The organism is Clostridium frigidicarnis, from assembly GCF_900111985.1.
In the GTDB taxonomy this organism is placed as follows: domain Bacteria; phylum Bacillota; class Clostridia; order Clostridiales; family Clostridiaceae; genus Clostridium_Z; species Clostridium_Z frigidicarnis.
Window position 1 is genome coordinate 108,544 of sequence record NZ_FOKI01000010.1, and the last position, 20,722, is coordinate 129,265.

At 29.0% G+C, this 20,722-nt stretch carries 16 protein-coding genes, 3 tRNA genes and 2 riboswitches; of the genes, 5 read left to right on the top strand and 14 right to left on the bottom strand.

Annotated elements, in window-relative coordinates; all coding sequences use genetic code 11:
* Positions 1 to 107: 107 nt before the first annotated feature.
* Together BM119_RS08390 and BM119_RS08395 are read right to left on the bottom strand one after the other, a co-directional pair.
* Positions 108 to 728, bottom strand: a complete 621-nt coding sequence (locus tag BM119_RS08390; protein WP_090040526.1) for a CBS domain-containing protein — start codon at positions 726 to 728, stop codon at positions 108 to 110.
* A 104-nt stretch (positions 729 to 832) separates the two neighbouring features.
* The gene (locus BM119_RS08395) at positions 833 to 1,780 is read right to left on the bottom strand and encodes a metal ABC transporter substrate-binding protein (RefSeq protein WP_090040528.1); all 948 of its coding nucleotides are present in this window, start codon (positions 1,778 to 1,780) and stop codon (positions 833 to 835) included.
* Positions 1,781 to 2,090: 310 nt separating this feature from the next.
* Here BM119_RS08395 and BM119_RS08400 point away from each other — a divergent pair, with 310 nt between their 5' ends.
* The 4 genes from BM119_RS08400 to rimI all read left to right on the top strand — a co-directional run bounded on the left by BM119_RS08400 (position 2,091) and on the right by rimI (position 5,086).
* Entirely contained in the window at positions 2,091 to 3,308 is a 1,218-nt protein-coding gene (locus BM119_RS08400) for an HD-GYP domain-containing protein (protein ID WP_090040530.1), read from the top strand.
* A 165-nt stretch (positions 3,309 to 3,473) separates the two neighbouring features.
* A complete protein-coding gene (tsaE, locus tag BM119_RS08405) occupies positions 3,474 to 3,929 on the top strand; it encodes a tRNA (adenosine(37)-N6)-threonylcarbamoyltransferase complex ATPase subunit type 1 TsaE (protein ID WP_090040532.1) in 456 nt (151 codons plus the stop codon).
* Between the two features lie 4 nt (positions 3,930 to 3,933).
* Positions 3,934 to 4,647, top strand: a complete 714-nt coding sequence (tsaB, locus tag BM119_RS08410; protein ID WP_090040535.1) for a tRNA (adenosine(37)-N6)-threonylcarbamoyltransferase complex dimerization subunit type 1 TsaB — start codon at positions 3,934 to 3,936, stop codon at positions 4,645 to 4,647.
* Positions 4,640 to 5,086, top strand: a complete 447-nt coding sequence (gene rimI / locus BM119_RS08415) for a ribosomal protein S18-alanine N-acetyltransferase (protein ID WP_090040537.1) — start codon at positions 4,640 to 4,642, stop codon at positions 5,084 to 5,086. Before tsaB ends, rimI begins: the two co-directional genes overlap by 8 nt.
* A gap of 51 nt (positions 5,087 to 5,137) precedes the next feature.
* Here rimI and BM119_RS08420 read toward each other — a convergent pair whose 3' ends face one another.
* From BM119_RS08420 to recD2, 8 genes are all read right to left on the bottom strand, one after another.
* Complete coding sequence (locus BM119_RS08420; RefSeq protein ID WP_090040539.1) at positions 5,138 to 5,782, bottom strand: ECF transporter S component; 645 nt, start codon at positions 5,780 to 5,782, stop codon at positions 5,138 to 5,140.
* Positions 5,783 to 5,878: 96 nt separating this feature from the next.
* A riboswitch (FMN riboswitch) is annotated at positions 5,879 to 5,996 on the bottom strand.
* A 57-nt stretch (positions 5,997 to 6,053) separates the two neighbouring features.
* Positions 6,054 to 8,222 (bottom strand): Tex family protein, encoded by a 2,169-nt coding sequence (locus tag BM119_RS08425; RefSeq protein WP_090040540.1) that lies wholly within the window; start codon positions 8,220 to 8,222, stop codon positions 6,054 to 6,056.
* Positions 8,223 to 8,285: 63 nt separating this feature from the next.
* Positions 8,286 to 9,390 (bottom strand): peptide chain release factor 2 gene (gene prfB, locus BM119_RS08430; RefSeq protein WP_143087309.1). Its coding sequence is split into 2 segments (ribosomal slippage): positions 8,286 to 9,323 and positions 9,325 to 9,390, totalling 1,104 coding nucleotides; the frame shifts between segments, so codons are not numbered across the junction.
* 114 nt (positions 9,391 to 9,504) lie between these two features.
* Complete coding sequence (secA, locus tag BM119_RS08435; RefSeq protein WP_090040544.1) at positions 9,505 to 12,012, bottom strand: preprotein translocase subunit SecA; 2,508 nt, start codon at positions 12,010 to 12,012, stop codon at positions 9,505 to 9,507.
* Between the two features lie 132 nt (positions 12,013 to 12,144).
* Complete coding sequence (gene hpf, locus BM119_RS08440; protein WP_090040546.1) at positions 12,145 to 12,672, bottom strand: ribosome hibernation-promoting factor, HPF/YfiA family; 528 nt, start codon at positions 12,670 to 12,672, stop codon at positions 12,145 to 12,147.
* A gap of 489 nt (positions 12,673 to 13,161) precedes the next feature.
* Positions 13,162 to 13,836, bottom strand: coding sequence for a ComF family protein (locus BM119_RS08445; RefSeq protein WP_090040548.1), 675 nt, complete (start codon positions 13,834 to 13,836; stop codon positions 13,162 to 13,164).
* Positions 13,809 to 14,828, bottom strand: coding sequence for a hypothetical protein (locus BM119_RS08450; RefSeq protein ID WP_090040550.1), 1,020 nt, complete (start codon positions 14,826 to 14,828; stop codon positions 13,809 to 13,811). Before BM119_RS08450 ends, BM119_RS08445 begins: the two co-directional genes overlap by 28 nt.
* Before the next feature lie 18 nt (positions 14,829 to 14,846).
* Entirely contained in the window at positions 14,847 to 17,078 is a 2,232-nt protein-coding gene (recD2, locus tag BM119_RS08455; protein ID WP_090040554.1) for an SF1B family DNA helicase RecD2, read from the bottom strand.
* A 203-nt stretch (positions 17,079 to 17,281) separates the two neighbouring features.
* On the opposite strand from recD2, the gene nagA reads away from it, so the two are divergent.
* The gene (gene nagA / locus BM119_RS08460; RefSeq protein WP_090040556.1) at positions 17,282 to 18,418 is read left to right on the top strand and encodes an N-acetylglucosamine-6-phosphate deacetylase; all 1,137 of its coding nucleotides are present in this window, start codon (positions 17,282 to 17,284) and stop codon (positions 18,416 to 18,418) included.
* Between the two features lie 297 nt (positions 18,419 to 18,715).
* On the opposite strand, the gene metK is transcribed toward nagA, so the two are convergent.
* The 4 genes from metK to BM119_RS08480 form a co-directional block, all read right to left on the bottom strand.
* Positions 18,716 to 19,891: a methionine adenosyltransferase gene (metK, locus tag BM119_RS08465; protein WP_090040558.1), complete on the bottom strand. Its 1,176-nt coding sequence runs from the start codon at positions 19,889 to 19,891 to the stop codon at positions 18,716 to 18,718.
* A 70-nt stretch (positions 19,892 to 19,961) separates the two neighbouring features.
* Positions 19,962 to 20,061: riboswitch (SAM riboswitch) on the bottom strand.
* 324 nt (positions 20,062 to 20,385) lie between these two features.
* Positions 20,386 to 20,470, bottom strand: a tRNA-Tyr gene (locus BM119_RS08470).
* A gap of 6 nt (positions 20,471 to 20,476) precedes the next feature.
* A tRNA-Thr gene (locus BM119_RS08475) sits at positions 20,477 to 20,552 on the bottom strand.
* 12 nt (positions 20,553 to 20,564) lie between these two features.
* Positions 20,565 to 20,640: transfer RNA gene (locus BM119_RS08480), tRNA-Val, on the bottom strand.
* Positions 20,641 to 20,722: the final 82 nt, after the last annotated feature.

The following is a 20,722-nucleotide window of genomic DNA, read 5'->3' on the forward strand; positions in this document are numbered from 1 at the left end:
AACATATATATGTTGCAATTAAAAATCTACATACAAACTACGTGTTCTGCTAGTATTTTATGAATAAACATTCATAAAATATATATAATTTTCCAAAGAATAAAAATTTATATTATCTTAAATCCAGCCGATGATACCTTCTGTTTTATTAATTCTATATTATCAGTATCCATTCTTATAACAATTTCTTTTACTTCTAAAACACTATTAGGATCAACAACAACAAAGCTTATTATATCAGCATTGTTTTCTGATAATATCTTTGATAATCTAGATATTTGTCCAGGCACATCATAAGCTATTACAGCTAGTCTATGACCCTTGTTAACTCCAAACACTCTTGTAAATTGTTCAAATACTGCATGATGTGTTAAAATTCCTTGAAATACTCCTTTGCTATCAACAACTGCTACAAAAGCTATATTTCTTAATTCCAGTATACGAACAGCCTCTTCAACTTCACTGGTTAAATCTATTGTTGGTATGTTTGTTAGCATTACTGATTCAACATTAAAGTCTGATAAGAAACATTGTTTGTCCTGGCATTTTTCAAAATAAAAAGCATATATTCTTTCTTTTGATATAGTGCCATAAAACTTGTCACCTTCAACTACAGGTATTGATAAAAAATTATTTTCATTTATTATTTCTAGCGCTCTACCTATTGAAGTTTTAGGAGTTACAGTTATAAGTTTTTCTTCTAATAACATTATACTTTTTACTAACATACTTCTCATCCCCTTCCCTCTACATATCCATTTATATATTGATATTATACTTTAATTTAACTTTAAATTCAAATTATTTGTAATTATTTTTATTTTCTATCAATTTATTTATTTCCCATTAATCCATTTATTTTATATAAATTCTCATACATAAAATCTATATATTTGTTTTCACCATCATAACTTTTTAGTTTTATGGGTTTCATATTATATTCATTTATAATCTTCTCATCTGTCTTAAAATCATCATCTAATATATAAATATATGCTACTTTAATATTTTCTCTACTGTTTTCGTCTTGATTTAAATTTATTTTTTCTTTTACATATAACTTTGTTTCTTTTTCTTTATTTGATATATTAATATATTTTACACCCATAAATTTCAATAAATATTCTAATCTCTCATCCTTTAATAAAAAAGTGTAGTCACTTACAGAACTACTTATTTTTTTGCATTCTCCTATAAACTCATTAACCTTTTCTATTTCCTCATCAAAATTACTATTATAAAAATTTAAATTCTTTGGATCTTTTTCTGCTATTGCATTTTTTATATTTACCAACGCTGTTTTATATTCTTCTGGATTCATCCAATAATATGGATTTTCTTTTATAATTTTATCATTATATTTTATCCCCTCAGAATAATTAAGTGTTCTTATTCCTCTTGATGCATTTATAGCTGTAACTTTATCTCGTTTCAATGCTTCTACAAAACTTAATGACCATGGTTCATAGTTAGCGCCTGAAAAAATAAACAAATCCTTTTTACTTATATTTTTCACACTATCATCAGTATATTTAAAATCCCATAATTCATTTTCTTCTTTAGACATATATGTTACGTCATGCATATCTCCTGTTATAGTTTTTACCATGTTATAAACAAACTTATTAGTAGTAACTATAGATAGATAAGTTTCTCTAGTTTTTTCTCCTTCTAATTTATTAACCCTGTATTCTGATATATAATGGCTAGATATAACTAAAGATAAAACAATAATATTAGTCATTAAAAATGCTATTAATATTTTATAAGTCCTTTTCATATTGCATCCTCCTAAACTTTATTATCAAAACATAATTCTTATATAGTTAAATGATTCTATACATGCTAAAATTTACTTAGGCACATGAAAGAAAATAACAAGTCCAAGATGCCATGTATATTTTGTGTCAGACAAGGAAGTGATATTAGTTCATAGCATAGACTATGGGCTAATATCGCTGACAAAGTATGGCACAAAATAGACTAACATACTGACTTGTTATTTTTTGAATGTGCCTTATACTACGAAATATTAGTATTTAAAATAATATTTTTTCTTAATTATTATATCAAAAATGTGAGGTATAGTTATGAAAATTAGAGCAAATAATTTACTTTCAGCCTTGGCTATGACACTAGATTTAGCCCAAAAAGCTTCTGAAATTAAGGTTATAGAAGATTTTTCAAGAGTTAAATATGAATATAAAAAACTTTCTAATCATTCCATGCAATGTACATATATTGCCATGGAACTTTGCAACGAATTAAATATAAGTTCTAAAATTAGAAATAGAGTTTATATAGGCTCAATGCTTCATGATATTGGTATAAATTCTGCAAATAATTACTATACTGATGGCTCAACATTTATAAGTGACCATTGCAAAAGTGGTGCTAAAATTTTAAGCACATTTCCTAAATTTAATGATTTATCAGATATAGTTATGTATCATCATGAAAACTTTAATGGCACAGGACCATTTAAATTACTAGGCGATTTAATACCTATTGAAAGCCAAATAATAAGATTATCTGACATTATTGATACGACCTATTATGAAAGTACATCTCCTGCATTAAAAGATAATTTAATAAACTGGGTATCTAAAAATCAAAAAATCTTTTCTTCTAAAATTATAGAAGCATTTTTATCACTTAGTAAAAAAGATGTCTTCTGGTTTAACCTAGACAATATATCTAATTATGATTTCATATTTAAAAAATTCACTCCTGAGTTTAATTTTGATATTACACTAAATGAATTTCTTGATATCTCTTATATTTTCAGTGAAATTGTTGACATGCACAGTTCTTTTACTGGAAAACATTCTAGAGATATAGGAGATCTTTCTTTTTCAATAGCAAATCATCTTCATTATGATTTTGAAAAATGTATTAAAATGAAGATATCAGGACTTCTTCATGATATAGGAAAATTAGCTATTCCCAAAAGTATATTAAATAAAAATGGTCAATTGACCCCTGAAGAATTTTATTTGATAAAATCTCATGCATACTATACTAATTTAATTTTAGAGCGAATAGAAGATATCGAAGATATATGTGATTGGGCTTCTAACCACCATGAAAAATTAAATGGTACAGGATATCCTAAAAGGTTATCTAAAAATTCACTTAGTAAAGAGGCCCGCCTTTTAGCTGTTTGTGATATATATCAAGCTCTTTCTGAGGATAGACCATACAAAAAAGGTTTAAATGACGACAAAGCCTTTAAAATTTTATATGACTCCGCTAACCAAAATCTTATATGCAAAGATTCTGTGGACATATTAAAACTATCTTTGTAGCTTATATAGTAATATTTTTAATACTTCTTAATGGTTTTATTAATATTATTAGACAGATTGTTATATTTTAATATAAAATTATGTAATGAGGTAATAATTATATAGGATTGATGTTTTATAAATACAGTATTGAGAGGTGAATTTTAGGCTAAGCCTAAAGGAAATATGGAACTAATAGTAAACAATGTTGAAGAAACTTTAGAAATCGGTCGAAAAATTGGTGAAAAGGCTAACTCAGGAGATATATTCTGTTTAATTGGAGATCTTGGAACTGGAAAGACTCATATTACAAAAGGAATTGCAAAAGGTCTTAATGTAAGTGACAATATTACAAGTCCCACATTTAACATCGTTAATGAATATGATAGTGGAAGATTAAAATTATACCATTTTGATGTTTATAGAGTTAATGATCCTGATGAAATTTATGCTATAGGTTTTGACGAGTATATATTTAGTGACGGCGTATCTATAATAGAATGGGCTAATTATATAGAAGAACTGATCCCTGAAGAATATTTACTTATAAAAATTGAAAAGCAACTTCATTTAGGTGATAATGTAAGAAAAATAATCTTAGAATCTTTTGGAAAAAGATATAATTATATAAAGGAGATTTAAACTTATGAAAATATTAAGCGTTGATTCATCATCTGAAGCAGCTAGTGTATCTATTTTAAGTGATACTGGGCTTATAGGTGAAATGAATTTTAACTATAAAAAACAACATTCGGTTATTTTAATGACAATGATTGAAAATCTTTTTGAAAATTTAAATATGTCTATAGATGATATAGATGGATTTGTTGTGTCTAAAGGTCCTGGTTCTTTTACCGGCCTTAGAATTGGAATGGCTACAATTAAATCTATGGCAATGGCAACTAAGAAGCCATATATATCAGTGTCATCCCTAGATGGTTTAGCTAATAATATATTTGGTGCCAACGGTATAGTTTGCCCAATTATGGATGCTTTAAGAGGTAATGTTTATTGTGGAATTTATAAATTTAGTGACAATATTTTATCCCCTTTAAGTGAATATATGATTTTATCCATGGAGGAACTCTCAAAAATACTAAATTCATATAACGAAACTGTATTTTTTGTTGGGGATGGTACTGAAAAACATTCTGAAAAACTAAAAAATCTTGTTCCAAACTGTGTATTTGCTCCAAGCCATCTTAATTTAACTAGATCTTCTTCCCTTGGATACATAGGTATAAACCTTTTATTGCAAGGCTTAAGTGATGATTTAAATGCATCTTCTCCCCTATATTTAAGAAAATCTCAAGCTGAAAGAGAATATGAAAAAAAGACTGGAATGAGTATTGATGATTAATGTTGAAATTATAGAGTTTACTGATAAATATATTGATGATGTTACTGAAATAAGCAAACTAAGCTTTAAAATTCCATGGAGTAGAGAATCTATAGAAAAAGAGCTTAAAAATCCATTTTCTAAATATGTGCTTGCTAAAGTTGATAATGAAATCATAGGATTTGGTGGTATGTGGTTTATTGTAGATGAGGGACATATTACAAATATTGCGGTTCACTCTAAATTTAGAGGTCTTGGTATTGGAAGTGCTCTTTTATCATCTCTTATTAATATTTGTAAGGAATGTAATGGAGTAGCAATGACATTAGAGGTAAGATTCTCTAATATAGCTGCCCAGGCACTTTACTCTAAATTTGGATTTAAAAATGAAGGCGTTAGAAAAAAATATTACTCTGATAATGGTGAAGATGCCATAATAATGTGGAAACATGGAATTTAAAAAGATCAGCTGTTTTTTCAGCTGATCTTTTCGTTATTTTAGCATATCATATTATCTTGCTACTTTTTTCTTAGTTGTTTCATTAATACTTGTTTTAAGAACCACTGATATCTTTTTATATATTGCAACTGTTACAAAAGATACTATAAATCCTTTAATTAAATTAAATGGAACTATAGCCCATACTATTAATGTTGATAAATCTGTTATATTAGAATTTATTGCTGTTCCCATTCCTATTATAGCATCTAATGGCATTCCAAAAGCTTTTGAATAAACAGGTATTAGCACTAAATAATTTATTATTGATGCTGCTATAGTCATAAATATTGTACCTAAAATCAACCCAATAATAGCATTTTTTCTAGTATTTCTCTTTTTGTATATATACCCTGATACAAACACAAGTATAGAACCTATAAAGAAGTTTGCAACCTCTCCAACCATAGCTGTAGCACTTCCTTTAATAAGAATTATTAAAATGTTTTTCAAAAATTCTATAGCTACTCCTGCTACTGGTCCTAATGCAAATGCACCTACTAATGCTGGTAAATCGCTTAAATCAATTTTAAGGAATGCTGGAAATATTGGTAAGGGTAACTCTATAAGCATAAGTAAAAATGCCATAGCTGATAAAAACGAAATTTTTATTAGTGTTCCTAACCTTTTGTTTGTTTGTACTGATTGATTTCTCATAAGAAAATATCCCCCTTCGATATTTTTCTTCAGGGTATGTGGCTTAGAACAAATAAGCCCTGACACAAATAAGTATCAGGGCGTAACAAACCAAACCATTACCTTCTTTCATCCAGACTATACTGTCGGCATCGGAGTTTCACCGATTCATGCCCATAATAGGCTCGCGGGCTTTACCGCCGGTAGGGATTCTCACCCTGCCCTGAAGGATAATTAAATTTTATTTTAACTTTATTATATAACTATAATCTCTAAATGACAATATTATTTTTTATTTATTATCTTCCTTTTTCATACTCAAAGATATTCTTCCTCTTTTTTCATCCACCTCTAGTATCCTTACTTCAACTATATCTCCAACCTTTACTATATCTAAAGGATGTCTTACAAATCTATCTGCCATCTGACTTTTATGAACTAATCCATCTTGATGTACACCAATATCAACAAAAGCACCAAAGTCTGATACATTTCTTACTGTTCCAGTTAATATCATGCCTGATTTTAATTGGCTTATATCTATAACTCCGCTTTTAAATATAGGTTTAGGCAAATCTTCTCTTGGATCTCTTCCAGGCTTACTAAGTTCTTTTATTATATCTTTTAACGTAAGTTCTCCAATTTCCAATTCATTTGCTATATTAGAAATACCTATAGTTTCAATTTTTTTATCTATATCATTTATAGCTTTATTTTTTAAATCTTCTTCAGAGAATCCTAATTTTTTCATTAAAGCTTTTGTAACTTTATAAGACTCTGGATGAACAGATGTATTATCTAATGGTTCTGTACTTTCCATTACTCTTAAAAAACCTGCACATTGCTCATATGCTTTGTTACCTAACCTTTTTACCTTTAAAAGCTCTTTTCTATTTTTAAACTTTCCATTCTCTTCTCTATATAAAACTATATTTTGAGCTATGGTACTATTTATACCTGCTATATAGCTTAAAAGCGATGGAGTTGCAACATTTAAGTCTACCCCAACAGCATTAACACAATCTTCAACAATTCCCTTTAGAGATTCATCTAATACTTTTGGTGTAACATCATGTTGATATTGACCAACTCCTATTGATTTAGGGTCTATCTTTACAAGCTCAGCTAAAGGATCTTGTAATCTTCTGCCTATAGATATTGCCCCTCTAACAGTAACATCAAGATCTGGATATTCTTTTGTTGCTAGTTCAGATGCAGAATATACAGATGCTCCTGCCTCTGAAACTATTACATAAAAAATTTCTTTTCTTGTATCCTTACTTATCTCTTTAATCATTGTGGATATAACTTCTTCTGATTCCCTACTAGCTGTTCCATTTCCAAGTGATATAACTTCAACATCGTGTTTATAAATTAATTTTTTTAATGTTTCTATAGTTCCTCTTATATCCTTTTTAGGCTCTGTAGGATATACTGTTGTGTTTTCTAAAAACTTCCCTGTATCATCTAATACCGCAACTTTACAACCTGTTCTAAAGCCTGGGTCATATCCCATAACCACCTTACCCTTTATAGGAGATTGCATAAGCAATGCTTTTAGGTTAGCCTTAAATATATCTATTGCTCCCTTTTCGCCTCTTTCTGTAAGTTCATTTCTTATATCCCTCTCTATGGATGGATATATAAGTCTTTTTAATGAATCTTTAACACATGATTCTATATATGTATCTGTTATATTGTTATTTTTTAAATTATTATTCTTTAAATATTCTAATATTTTATTTTCATCGCTTGTTATTTTTACAGAAAGTATTTTTTCTTTTTCTCCCCTATTTATTGCTAGTATTCTATGAGAAGGTATTGATCTTACATCTTCACTATAATCATAATACATTTCATAAGGAGTTGTTTTCTCACTTGAACCTTTAGTTTCTATTCTACCATTTCTAAAAACAAAATTTCTTATCCACTTTCTAAAGTCTGCCTCATCAGATATAATTTCACTTATTATATCCATAGCACCCTGAATTACTTCTTCAAAAGTTTTAACATCTTTTTCTTCACTTATATATTTTCCAGCCTCTTCTTTTAAATCGCCAGTAAAATGCCCATTAAAAATAAGTTCAGCTAGAGGTTTCAAACCCTTTTCTGTTGCAATAATTGCTCTAGTTCTTTTTTTAGGTTTAAATGGCCTATATATATCCTCTACTTCTGTTAATGTTTCACTAACTATTATTTTTGATCTTAACTCTTCTGTTAACTTTCCTTGTTCTTCTATGATTCTTATAATGTCTTTTTTTCTATCTTCAAGGTTTCTCAAATAAGTAAGTCTATCTGAAAACTTTCTTAGAACTTCATCACTTAATCCACCTGTTTTTTCTTTTCTATACCTAGCTATAAATGGAACTGTATTTCCTTCATCCAAAAGCTGTATTACATTTTCACCTTGTTGGTTTTTTATAGATAACTCTTTACAAAGAATATTTAATATTTTATCCATTTACTTCCTCCTATTTACAAAAGAATTCAGCCCTATGGCTGAATTCTTTAAATTTAATTATACTTAATTATTTTCACTACTTAAATATGAATTTATGAATATATCTATTTCTCCATCCATAATAGCTGTAACATTACTAGTCTCTGTTCCTGTTCTATGATCTTTAACCATTGAATAAGGGTGAAACACATAAGATCTTATCTGACTTCCCCACCCCATATCTTTAAGTTCTCCTGTTAAGTCTTCAACCTTCTCTTTGTGTGCTCTCTCTTTTAGCTCTATAAGTTTTGACTTTAACATTTTCATAGCTGTTTCTTTGTTACTATGCTGACTTCTTTGATTTTGACAAGATACTACTATCCCTGTTGGTATATGGGTTATTCTAATAGCTGATTCGGTTTTATTAACATGCTGACCTCCAGCCCCTCCAGCTCTAAATGTATCAATTCTTAAGTCAACTGGATTTATATCTATATCTTGATCTTCTGTCAATTCTGGTAGCACTTCCATTGATGCAAAAGATGTTTGTCTTTTTCCATTAGCATTAAACGGAGATATTCTAACTAATCTATGGATTCCTTTTTCTGCTTTAAGATATCCATATGCAAAATCCCCACTAACCTTTAAAGTTACACTTTTAACACCAGCCTCATCTCCAGGTAAATAATCTAATGTTTCCAATTTAAATCCCTTTGATTCACACCATCTGGTATACATTCTTAATAGCATCTCTGTCCAATCTTGGGCATCTGTGCCCCCAACACCAGTATGTAAACTTAAAATTGCATTATTCTTATCATATTGCCCACATAGTAATATTTGTATCATAAATGATTCCATATCTTCTTTTAATGAACTAATTTCTTTTACAATATCATTTATTGAAGATTCTTCATCTTCTGATACTATCTCACTTAAAACTTCTATATCTTCTATCCTAAATTTAAAATCATTAAAACAATTCAACTTATTATTTAATCTTTTAAATTCCTGGGTAACCTCTCCTGCCAAATTTACATTATTCCAAAAATCAGGTTGTTGCATTTTTTTATCTAATTCATCTATTTTTTTTTCTATTGCAGAAGGGTCAAAGTGACTCCCTCATTTTTTCTATCTTATCTTTTAGTGGTAAAAGCTCGGTTAAAGCTTCCTGTAATCGCATAAGCATATAATCACCTCATTTTTATTGTCCAAACCAACTTGTCAATTATTAAACAAGAAATTCAGCAATATGCTGAATTTCTTGTTTTAAATAATGTTACTTATAAATTTTTAGTATATTTTAAACGCCTCTTCCACAGCAGTTTTTATATTTCACTCCACTACCGCATGGACATAGATCATTTCTTCCAACTCTGTTTTCCTTTTTTATAGGTTCTCTTTTACGTCCACCTTCTTGAAAATTTGTAGCTGTTTCTTTAACTACTCTTTCTCTTTCAGGAGCTTTTTCTTTTTGAACATGCATTAAAAATTTAACAGTATCAAGTTTTATGTTTGATATCATTTCATCAAACATATTACTTCCTTCAAATTGATATGCTTGAGTTGGATCTTGTTGTTTATAAGCTCTTAATCCTATACCTTGCTTTAAATGATCCATATTGTCTATATGGTCCATCCACTTTGTATCAACAACTTTTAGAAGAATAACTCTTTCTATATCTCTCATCTGTTCTTCCCCAAAAGTCTTTTCCTTTTCTTCATATAATTTTAATGCTAAATCCTTATACTTATCAGTTATTTCTTCATCAGATGATTTTTCTAAGTCTTCAACTTTAATCATTCCATGGGGAACAAATAGTTCTTCCATGTACTTAACAAGTTTACTTAATTCATCTTTAAATGTATCTTCTACTCCTGAAATATGATCTTTAACTGTTGATTGTATAACATCCTCTATCATCATAGAAACTTGTTCTTTTAAGTTTTTGCCTTCAAGAACTTCTGATCTTTGAGCATATATTATCTCTCTTTGCTTATTCATTACATCGTCATATCCAAGTAATGTTTTTCTTATATCAAAGTTATTTCCTTCAACCTTCTTTTGAGCACCTTCTATTGCCTTAGTAACCATTTTACTTTCTATGGCTTCTGTTTCTTCTAGCCCAAGCTTTTCTACTAGGTTTTGAAGTTTTTCAGATCCAAATATTCTCATAAGATCATCTTCTAAAGATAAATAGAATGATGATGCTCCTGGATCTCCTTGACGTCCTGAACGTCCTCTTAACTGATTATCTATTCTTCTAGATTCATGTCTTTCCGTTCCAATTATCTTTAATCCACCAACTTCTGTGACACCGTCTCCAAGTTTTATATCAGTACCTCTACCAGCCATATTAGTTGCTATAGTAACCGTACCTTTTTCCCCTGCATGAGTTACTATTTCTGCTTCTTGCTCATGATATTTAGCATTTAATACTTGATGTGGCACCTTTCTCTTCTTTAAAAGAGTAGATAGATGTTCTGACTTTTCTATAGATATAGTACCAACAAGAACTGGTTGACCCTTTTTATAACATTCTTCTACATCATCTATTATAGCCATATTTTTTCCATTCTCTGTTTTATAAACCAAATCTGGAAAATCTGTTCTTGCTATTGGTCTATGAGTAGGTATAACTATAACATCTAATCCATATATCTCTCTGAATTCGACTTCTTCTGTTAAAGCAGTACCTGTCATACCTGAAAGCTTATCGTACATTCTAAAGTAATTTTGGAATGTTATAGTTGCAAGAGTCTTAGATTCTTTTTCAACCTTAACGCCTTCTTTTGCTTCTATAGCTTGATGTAATCCATCTGAATATCTTCTTCCTTCCATTATTCTTCCTGTAAATTCATCAACTATAACAACTTCTCCATTTTTTACAACATAGTCCTTATCAATTTTCATATGATAATTAGCTTTTAATGCTTGAGTAACATGATGTTGAATTTCCATATGCTCTGCATCAGCATAATTTTCTAAATGAAAATATTTCTCTGCTTTTTTAATACCTTCTTCTGTTAACATAACAGATTTTGCTTTTTCATCTATTGTAAAATCTTCTTCTGTCTTGAGAGTCTTCACAAAATAATCTGCTACTTTATAAAATTCTGTTGATTTATCCCCTTCACCTGAAATTATAAGAGGAGTTCTAGCTTCATCTACAAGAATTGAGTCTACTTCATCTACTATGGCAAAATTTAATTTTCTTTGAACTCTTTCTTCCTTGTATATAACCATGTTATCTCTTAAATAATCGAATCCAAACTCATTGTTTGTTCCATAAGTTATATCTGAATTATAAGCTTGACGTCTTTCCTCATTGTTTAGTTCGTGTACTACGACCCCAGTTTTTAGTCCTAAGAACTCATATAATTTTCCCATCCACTCTTTATCTCTTTTAGCTAGATAATCATTGACTGTAACTATATGAACTCCTTTTTGTGATAATGCATTTAAATATGCTGGTAATGTAGCAACTAATGTTTTACCTTCACCTGTTTTCATTTCTGAAATTCTACCTTGGTGTAAGACTATACCTCCTATCAATTGCTCTCTATAATGAGTTAATCCTAATACTCTAGTCGAACCCTCTCTAACCACTGCAAAAGCTTCTGGTAGTATATCATCTAAGGATTCTCCATTTTCAACTCTTTTCTTGAATTCTTCAGTTTTTCCTCTTAACTCTTCATCACTTAATTTTTGCATTTCTGCTGATAAAGAATCGATTTTATCTACTATAGGTAATATCCTTTTTACCTCTCTGTCGCTATATGTTCCAAATACCTTTTCTAAAAATCCCATATATTCATCCTCACACTTCTATGTTATTAATAAATTATAACATTTTAATAGCCTTTATTTCAATATTCTTACCATATATAAGAAAAAAAATCAAAAAGAGCCTACTAAATGTAAGCTCTAGCATTCTTTTTCTTAAATTTCTGGTTCAATCAATCCATAATTTCCATCTTTTCTCTTATATAAAACATTAACTTCTCCATCATCAGAATTCTCATAAACAAAAAAATTATGTCCTAAAAGTTCCATTTGCAATATGGCCTCATCTGTAGACATTGGCTTTATTGAAAATCTTTTGGTCTTCACTATTTTTGCCTCATCACTATCTTCATCATCATAATCAGGTATAAATTGGAATTTTAAAGAATCTCCACTATTCCTTTTTTGAAGTTTAGTTTTTTGCTTTCTAATTTGTCCTTCTAATTTATCTATAACTAAGTCTATTGAAGTATACATATCTTCATTAACTTCTTCGCCTCTTAATATAATTCCATTGAACGGTATAGTAATTTCTACTATTTGTCTATTTTTTTGGACACTTAATGTAACAGTAGCATTTACACTAGGGTTGAAATATTTATCTAATTTTGATAACTTTTTATCTACTGCCTCTCTTAATCCTTCAGTTAAATCAATATTTTTCGCAACTACTCTTGTTTTCATAAAATCCAGCCCCTTTCAATTATGTTAATACTGTATTTAGTATTGTCTTCTTTTGTTATTTTTATTTTAAGTTAATACTGGAAATTATGCAAAAATCAAATAACCTTATATAGAATACTGTTACCTATTTATGCCCTATTAAGTATATTTATCTTTATTTTTTGTATTATTCAGATAATTTTCTATATTTGAACTTTACATATTTTTATGTTAATATTATAATGTGAGTAAAAAAAGCTTTGGAAAATCCAAAGCTTTTATTTTTATGTTTATTATGTAAAGCTAGTTGACCTGGTCTTTGACCCCACACTCGCCTGCTGGAGCTTTTGCTACCCAGAATCAACCTCTCACTACTAACCCTCTCACTTTTGTGGCAGGACTCACCTCTAAGCCGCACCATGATCATTAAACCTTTTGTTTAACTTACGTGGATCGTTTTGCCTGCGACTGGCATCGACTTTCAACCACAAACCTAGCTTTACATTAATATTATATACTAGATTTCATTCCAGTCAAGACTTTTATTAAAATATTTTTATCACCTTTAACAATACTTACACATTCATTCAGTGTACTACCTGTTGTAATAACATCATCAATAATGAGTATTTTTGAATTTTCTAAGTTTATATTTGTCGATTTAATTGAAATTGACCCTTTTATATTTTTTTCTCTATCATATTTATTTAGTGTTTTTTGGTTTCTAATATTCTTATTAAAAAATAATACATCCAAAACTTTTCTATCAAAATGTGCTCCTATAGTTTTAGATAACATTAAACTTTGATTAAATCCTCTTGTTTTGTAACTATCAGCTTTAATAGGTGCAGGTATTATATAATCAAACTCTATATTATTTTCCTTTATACATTCAATCATTAAACTTGCTATAACTTCTCCACATTGGAAATTTTTTTTGTATTTAAAATTTAAGAGTAATTCTTTAGCTTCTGAAGTATAGTATAATGCACTAAATATATAAAATTTATTCTTATACCATATTGGATTTTCATTATTCCTTTTTAGCTTTTTCATACATGGTAAACACAAGTTTTTATCATCTATCTCATTACCACACAATACACATCTATGCTCATCATCATATATAAATGTTATTAAACATTGTTTTATATAATCTAAATACTTAGTAAACCTTTTTCCCATGCCAACTTATTAAAAGTTCTCGTTATATCTTTAGCCTTTTCCATATTATAAGTAATTGTGTTTGATAAAAATATAACTTCACTACCTTTAACGCCTTTTGTCATGACTGCCTTTCCACATATAAAAATCAATTTTTTATAATCTAAAGTAACGTGATCTGCAAAATAAACAACTATATTTAAGTCATTTATATCTTTAGGTATATTATGCATACTATTTGTTATAGCTATAGTACAAATATCTTTTATTTTAAATCGATTTAGCAGTTTTTTCTTATCTTCCTCAATATCTATAACTAAGCTACTTATAGTATCATCTAAAGCTTTCAAATATTCAAACACCCAAGATTTTTTTTCCTTGTCCGGAATGTATATAACTACATTTTTATTTGATTTAGCAAACCAAGTTAAGTACTCATACATAACATAAGGAATATCTTTATTTATATCGATTCTTGTATTTATTATTCTAGGTTCAACAAAAGGAGTATTTTTAATTTTTATTGGATATTCGATTATATCTCCATAGTCTAAAACCTCTTCTATTGAATAAACTACATATTTCAAGGATTTTTTTGAATATATTGCTGCCCTTATATCCTCAGTTGTATATTCAGAATATGAACTTATATCATCATATATTATCAAATCAAATTCATCTTCAATATACTTAGAATTTTCATGATTACAAAAAACTAATTTTTTTTGGTTATCATTTTTACTTTTGTTCCTAAAATAGTAATATTCTCTAAAACTAGTTTTCTTTTTTATTTCCTTTAAAAATTTTATACTTTCTTCATCCTCATTGGTTATATATAAAACTTTACCTTTCTTATAAACTACACTTAATACACTCTCTAAAAATATACTACAATTGTTATAAGGTGCTGATATTACATTTAATGCATGTAATTTATTGTAGTTATTACACCATCTATATATTTCTTCATTTACTGAATCTGTATTATCTAAAATATTATTAAGCAAGGACATTTTATCCCCCTTTTCTTACTAACTATGAAATACATCATTATCAAATATATCTTTTATTCTATAATCTAATGATGAATACCTATCAAATCCTCTATCATTATCAACCATAAACTTTAGAGCCTTTACTGAGCCTGATAAAACAACTAATTGCTTTGCTCTAGTTATAGCTGTATATAAAAGATTTCTATTCATTAACAACGGTGGTCCCATAAAAGAAGGTATTATTATAACTGGAAACTCACTTCCTTGACTTTTATGTATAGTAATTGCATAAGCTAATTCTAACTCATCTAAATATATATTGTCATATACAACCTTTCTTTCATCGTCAAAAATTACTGTTAATGTATTATTTTCATTATTGATGTCCTTAATGAATCCCATATCTCCATTAAATACACCCATTCCTGAATCATCGCCATCTCCTAGTACTCTGGTCCATTTTAAAGAATAATTATTTTTTGTTTGCATTACTTTATCACCAGTTCTAAATATCATATTCCTATATTCTTTCTCTTTTTTATTACTAGATTTAGGATTAAGTACTTCTTGTAATTTAATGTTTAAATTTTCAACTCCTAAAATCCCCTTTTTCATAGGAGATAAGATTTGTATATGCTTTAATTTGTCCCATTGATCATTAAAATTAGGTAACCTTTTATTTACAAGTTCTATTATTGTGTTTAAGTTTTTTTCTGGATTTTCTTCATTCATGAAAAAAAAGTCTTTTTCCTTTTTATTCAATATAGGCATTTCTCCACTATTAATTTTATGAGCATTAACTACTATAAGGCTTTCCTCTGCCTGCCTAAATATTTCTTTTAATCTAATAACATTTATACATTGACATTCTATCAAGTCTCTAAGTACATTTCCTGGTCCTACTGATGGTAACTGATCTACGTCTCCTACTATAATAAATCTTGTTCCTAAGGGTACAGCTTTTAACAGATTTGACATTAAAGATATATCTATCATGGAAGCTTCATCTATTATAAGCACATCACATTGAAGTGGAGAATTTTCATCTTTAGAAAACATTTTCTTTTCTTCCCCTTCTTCAACTCCCATTTCTAATAATCTATGAATAGTTTTAGCCTCTCTTCCTGTAGATTCTGACATTCTTTTTGCAGCTCTTCCAGTAGGCGCTCCCATAATAACCTTCAAGCCCAATTTTTCAAATATACCTAAAATACAATTTATTATAGTTGTCTTACCTGTACCGGGACCTCCTGTTATTATTTCTACACCATTTTCTATAGATCCCTTTATTGCTTCTTTCTGAGACTCAGCAAAACTTATTTCCATTTGTTTTTCAAAATCTTTAATTTCCATGTCTATGTTTATATCAATTTTATCATATGTATAGTCACACAATGATACAATTTGTTTAGTTACTCCAAGCTCACAATAATAATAGTACGTTGTAAATACACAATTTGTACCTCTTATTTTTTCAATTTTTATTTTATTTTCTACTACTGCATCATATAAATTTTTTTCTATTATATCTTTAGAAACCACTAAAACCTTAGATGCTTCTTTTATAAGCTTATCCTCTGGCATATATGTGTTTCCCAATGCAGCAAATTCATTTACTACATGTTTTATTCCACTTTGAATTCTAAAATGAGATTCAGCCTCAAATCCAAGACTTCTAGCTATCTTATCTGCTGATTTAAACCCCATACCTGATATTTCTTCACTTAATATATATGGATTTTCTTTTACTACAGATATAGCTCCACTTCCAAATCTTTTATATATCTTTATACACTGATTTGTTGTAACTCCATAACTCTGTAAAAAAATCATTATATTCCTTAATTCTGTTTGCTTAAGATATGATTCACATATGATTTCAAACTTTTTTTCACCTATACCATCTATTTCCCTTAATCGCTCTATATCATTATCTAATATTTCTAATGTATCTTCTCCAAATCTTCCAACTATTTTTTTTGCCGTAACTGGTCCAATTCCCAAAATTATCCCAGATGAAAGATATTTTTCTATACCACTTATTGTGTTAGGTAATATTTCTTCACACTCTTTAACGGAGAACTGCTTTCCAAATTTATGATGTATATCCCATATTCCTTTTAGTTTCACATTTTGTCCTTCTACAAGATATGGTATTGTTCCAACTATTGTTATAATTTCTTTATTACTTTTAATTTTTGAAACAGTATAACCATTATCATCATTCTTAAAGACTATTTCTTCTATAACACCTTGAATTTCCTCCATATAATCTCTCCGCATCTTACATTATTTTTACTTTGATTATATCATAAATTGTAAAACATATGCCTTAATTATGTCCTTATATATTATATTTTAACCTAATTACTAATTATATAATTTACAAATCAATTGAAATATGTTTTAATTTGAATAAAATTCACTTAAACTATATGTATATTAAGTAAAAACATAATTGAGGTGATTATATGTTAATTAAAAATTGCAATATAATATTTAAAGACAAAATAGAATGTGGCAATATTCTAATAGAAAATGGTAAAATTAAGTCTTTAAATCCAGATATGATTGACCATTCTGAAACAATAGATGGATCAAATCTTTACCTTTCACCTGGATTTATAGATGTTCATATTCACGGAGCAGGTGGTTGTGATACAATGGACGGAACTTTTGAATCAATAGATAAGATTTCGAAAGTTATATCTTCACATGGAACTACTTCATTCTTACCAACAACAATGACTTGTTCCATAGACGATATAAAGAAATCTATTGAATCAATATCTTATGCTAAAAAAAATGGGACTAGTGGCGCTAATGTACTAGGAGCTCATTTAGAAGGTCCCTTTATAAGTTCTCACATGATAGGTGCACAAAACCCTTTATATGTTGCTGAACCTAGTATAAACACATTTAAACACATGATTGGAGATCATATCAATGATATTGTAACTGTAACTTTAGCACCTGAAGTTGAAGGGGCTAAAGAGCTTATCAAATTTTTAAAAGAAAATAACATAAATCCATCTATAGGACATAGTAAAGCTACTTATGATGAGGCTATAGAAGGAATTAATTGTGGTGCATGCCATTCAACCCATCTATTTAATGCTATGACTCCTCTACATCATAGAGAACCTGGTGTAGTAGGTGCAATTTTAGATTCAGATATAACTACAGAAACTATATCTGATGGTGTTCATATAAACTATGGTTCCCTTAGAATAGCTTATAAAACCAAAACAACTGATAAAGTTTTATTGGTTACAGATGCTATGATGGCTTGTTGTATGCCTGATGGTAAGTATTCCCTAGGCGGTCAAGAAGTTATAGTTGAAAACCATGCAGCTAGATTGAATAACGGTTCATTAGCAGGTTCTGTTTTAACTCTTGATGCAGCAATAAGAAATGTTTATAGAAACTCTCAATACCCTTTATATGAAATTGTAAAAATGGCAACTCTAAATGGTGCTAAACTTTGCAACGTCGATGATACTAAAGGTTTAATTCAAGAAGGCTATGATGCAGATTTAGTTCTATTTGATGATAATATAAATATTAAATATACTATAGTAAACGGCAATATAGTATATAAAGCTTAAAAATATAACCATTGAAAGTGGATGGGTATAATCAACACAAACTAGTTTGCTAACGCTTATCCCCACCCTCATTTAATATATCTATTTAAAAAATATAATGTAAAATTCAATTCCAATTTTTGTAAAAACATGGAGCTATACCTATCTTTATTAGAGAATTTTATTGTTATATAAATGTACAATTTAAAATAAAAATTCATATAAAGTGAATTCTAAGCATCACAGATTATTATAATAAATAAAAAACTATAAATTTATAAAAAACTCGAGACTTTTTAAATCTCGAGTTTTTTATTATTAAATATATTTTTTTATTTCTTCAACTTTGTTTAATTGTTCCCATGGTAATTCAATATCTGTTCTACCAAAATGTCCATATGCTGCAGTTTGTTTATATATAGGTCTCTTAAGATCTAATTGATTTATTATAGCAGCTGGTCTTAAATCAAATACTTTATTTATTATTTCAACTATCTTGTCATCTGCAATTTTTGCTGTTCCAAATGTATCTACCATGATAGATACTGGTTTTGCTACTCCTATTGCATAAGCAAGTTCTACTTCTATCTTATCAGCTAATCCAGCGGCTACTAAATTTTTAGCAATCCATCTAGCTGCATAAGCTCCTGATCTGTCTACCTTTGTGGCATCTTTTCCTGAGAATGCTCCACCACCATGTCTTCCATATCCACCATAGGTATCAACTATAATTTTTCTTCCTGTAAGTCCTGAGTCACCTTGAGGTCCTCCAATAACAAATCTTCCAGTTGGGTTTATGAAATACTTAGTATTTTCATCTAATAATTCTGCTGGAACTACAACATTTATAACATGTTCTTTAAGATCTTTTTCTATTTGCTCTCTTGTAACTTTAGATCCATGTTGTGTAGAAATAACTACAGCATCTATTCTAACTGGTTTATTATGTTCGTATTCTACTGTAACCTGAGTTTTTCCATCTGGTCTTAAATAATCTAAAGTATTATTTTTTCTAACTTCTGATAATCTTCTTGATAATTTATGTGCCATAGAAATTGGCATTGGCATATATTCTTCTGTTTCATTAGTTGCAAAACCAAACATCATTCCTTGGTCTCCTGCACCTATAGCCTCAAATTTATCCATTTTGCCTTCTTTAGATTCAAGAGCCTCATCAACACCCATTGCTATATCACCTGATTGTTCATCTATAGATGTTAAAACTGCACAAGTTTTATAATCAAATCCATATTTAGCTCTAACATATCCTATATCTTTTATAGTCTCTCTTACAACCTTTGGTATATCAACATAACAATTCGTTGATATTTCACCCATAACTAATACCATTCCTGTTGTAACAGCTGTTTCACATGCAACTCTAGCATTTGGATCCTTTTCTAATATTGTATCTAATATTGCATCTGATATTTGGTCACACATTTTATCTGGATGCCCTTCTGTAACTGATTCTGATGTAAATAATGTTCTCATTTTAAATCTCCTCCATAATATAAAAAATAAAGTCTCTTTTATGATAAAAGAGACTCAAAATTCTGATTCTCTCTTATCTTGCAGTAAATTCTGCTGGAATTGGCACCTTGTACTTAGTACAGGTTGCCGGGTTTCACAGGGCCTTGTCCCTCCACCTCTCTTGATAAGAGTGTTCTATATTAACTTTTTAAAATTCAATCTTTAATTGTGATTATATCATCGTTAATTTATTGAGTCAACATATTTAAGTCAAAAATATTATACTATTTTTGACATTTATTGTTCTATGTCCAAATATATTTTTATCTAATATCTTATTACATCTTATTTCATTGTAAAATTTTGTAGCTATTGTATTTTTTGCTATTATTGAATATTTGGAACAAGTCTTATACCTTGATACTTTCTCTGTATACTTCATTCTAAAAATTCTTTTGTACATTGAATTCTATTAATTTAGTGCAAAACAAAAAGCAAGGTAAAGTACCTTGCTATGGTGGAGAAAGATGGATTCGAACCATCGAAGTCGTAGACAACAGATTTACAGTCTGCCCCCTTTAGCCACTCGGGAACTCCTCCACATTTTGGAGCTGACAACAGGAATCGAACCTGCAACCTGCTGATTACAAGTCAGCTGCTCTGCCAGTTGAGCCATGTCAGCATATTAATTTTTTGGTGGGCACAACAGGGTTCGAACCTGTGACCCCCTGCTTGTAAGGCAGGTGCTCTCCCAGCTGAGCTATGCGCCCTTATTTTTAAAATAAGTTTAAGTTTAATGTGGTGGAGGAGGACGGATTCGAACCATCGAAGTCGTAGACAACAGATTTACAG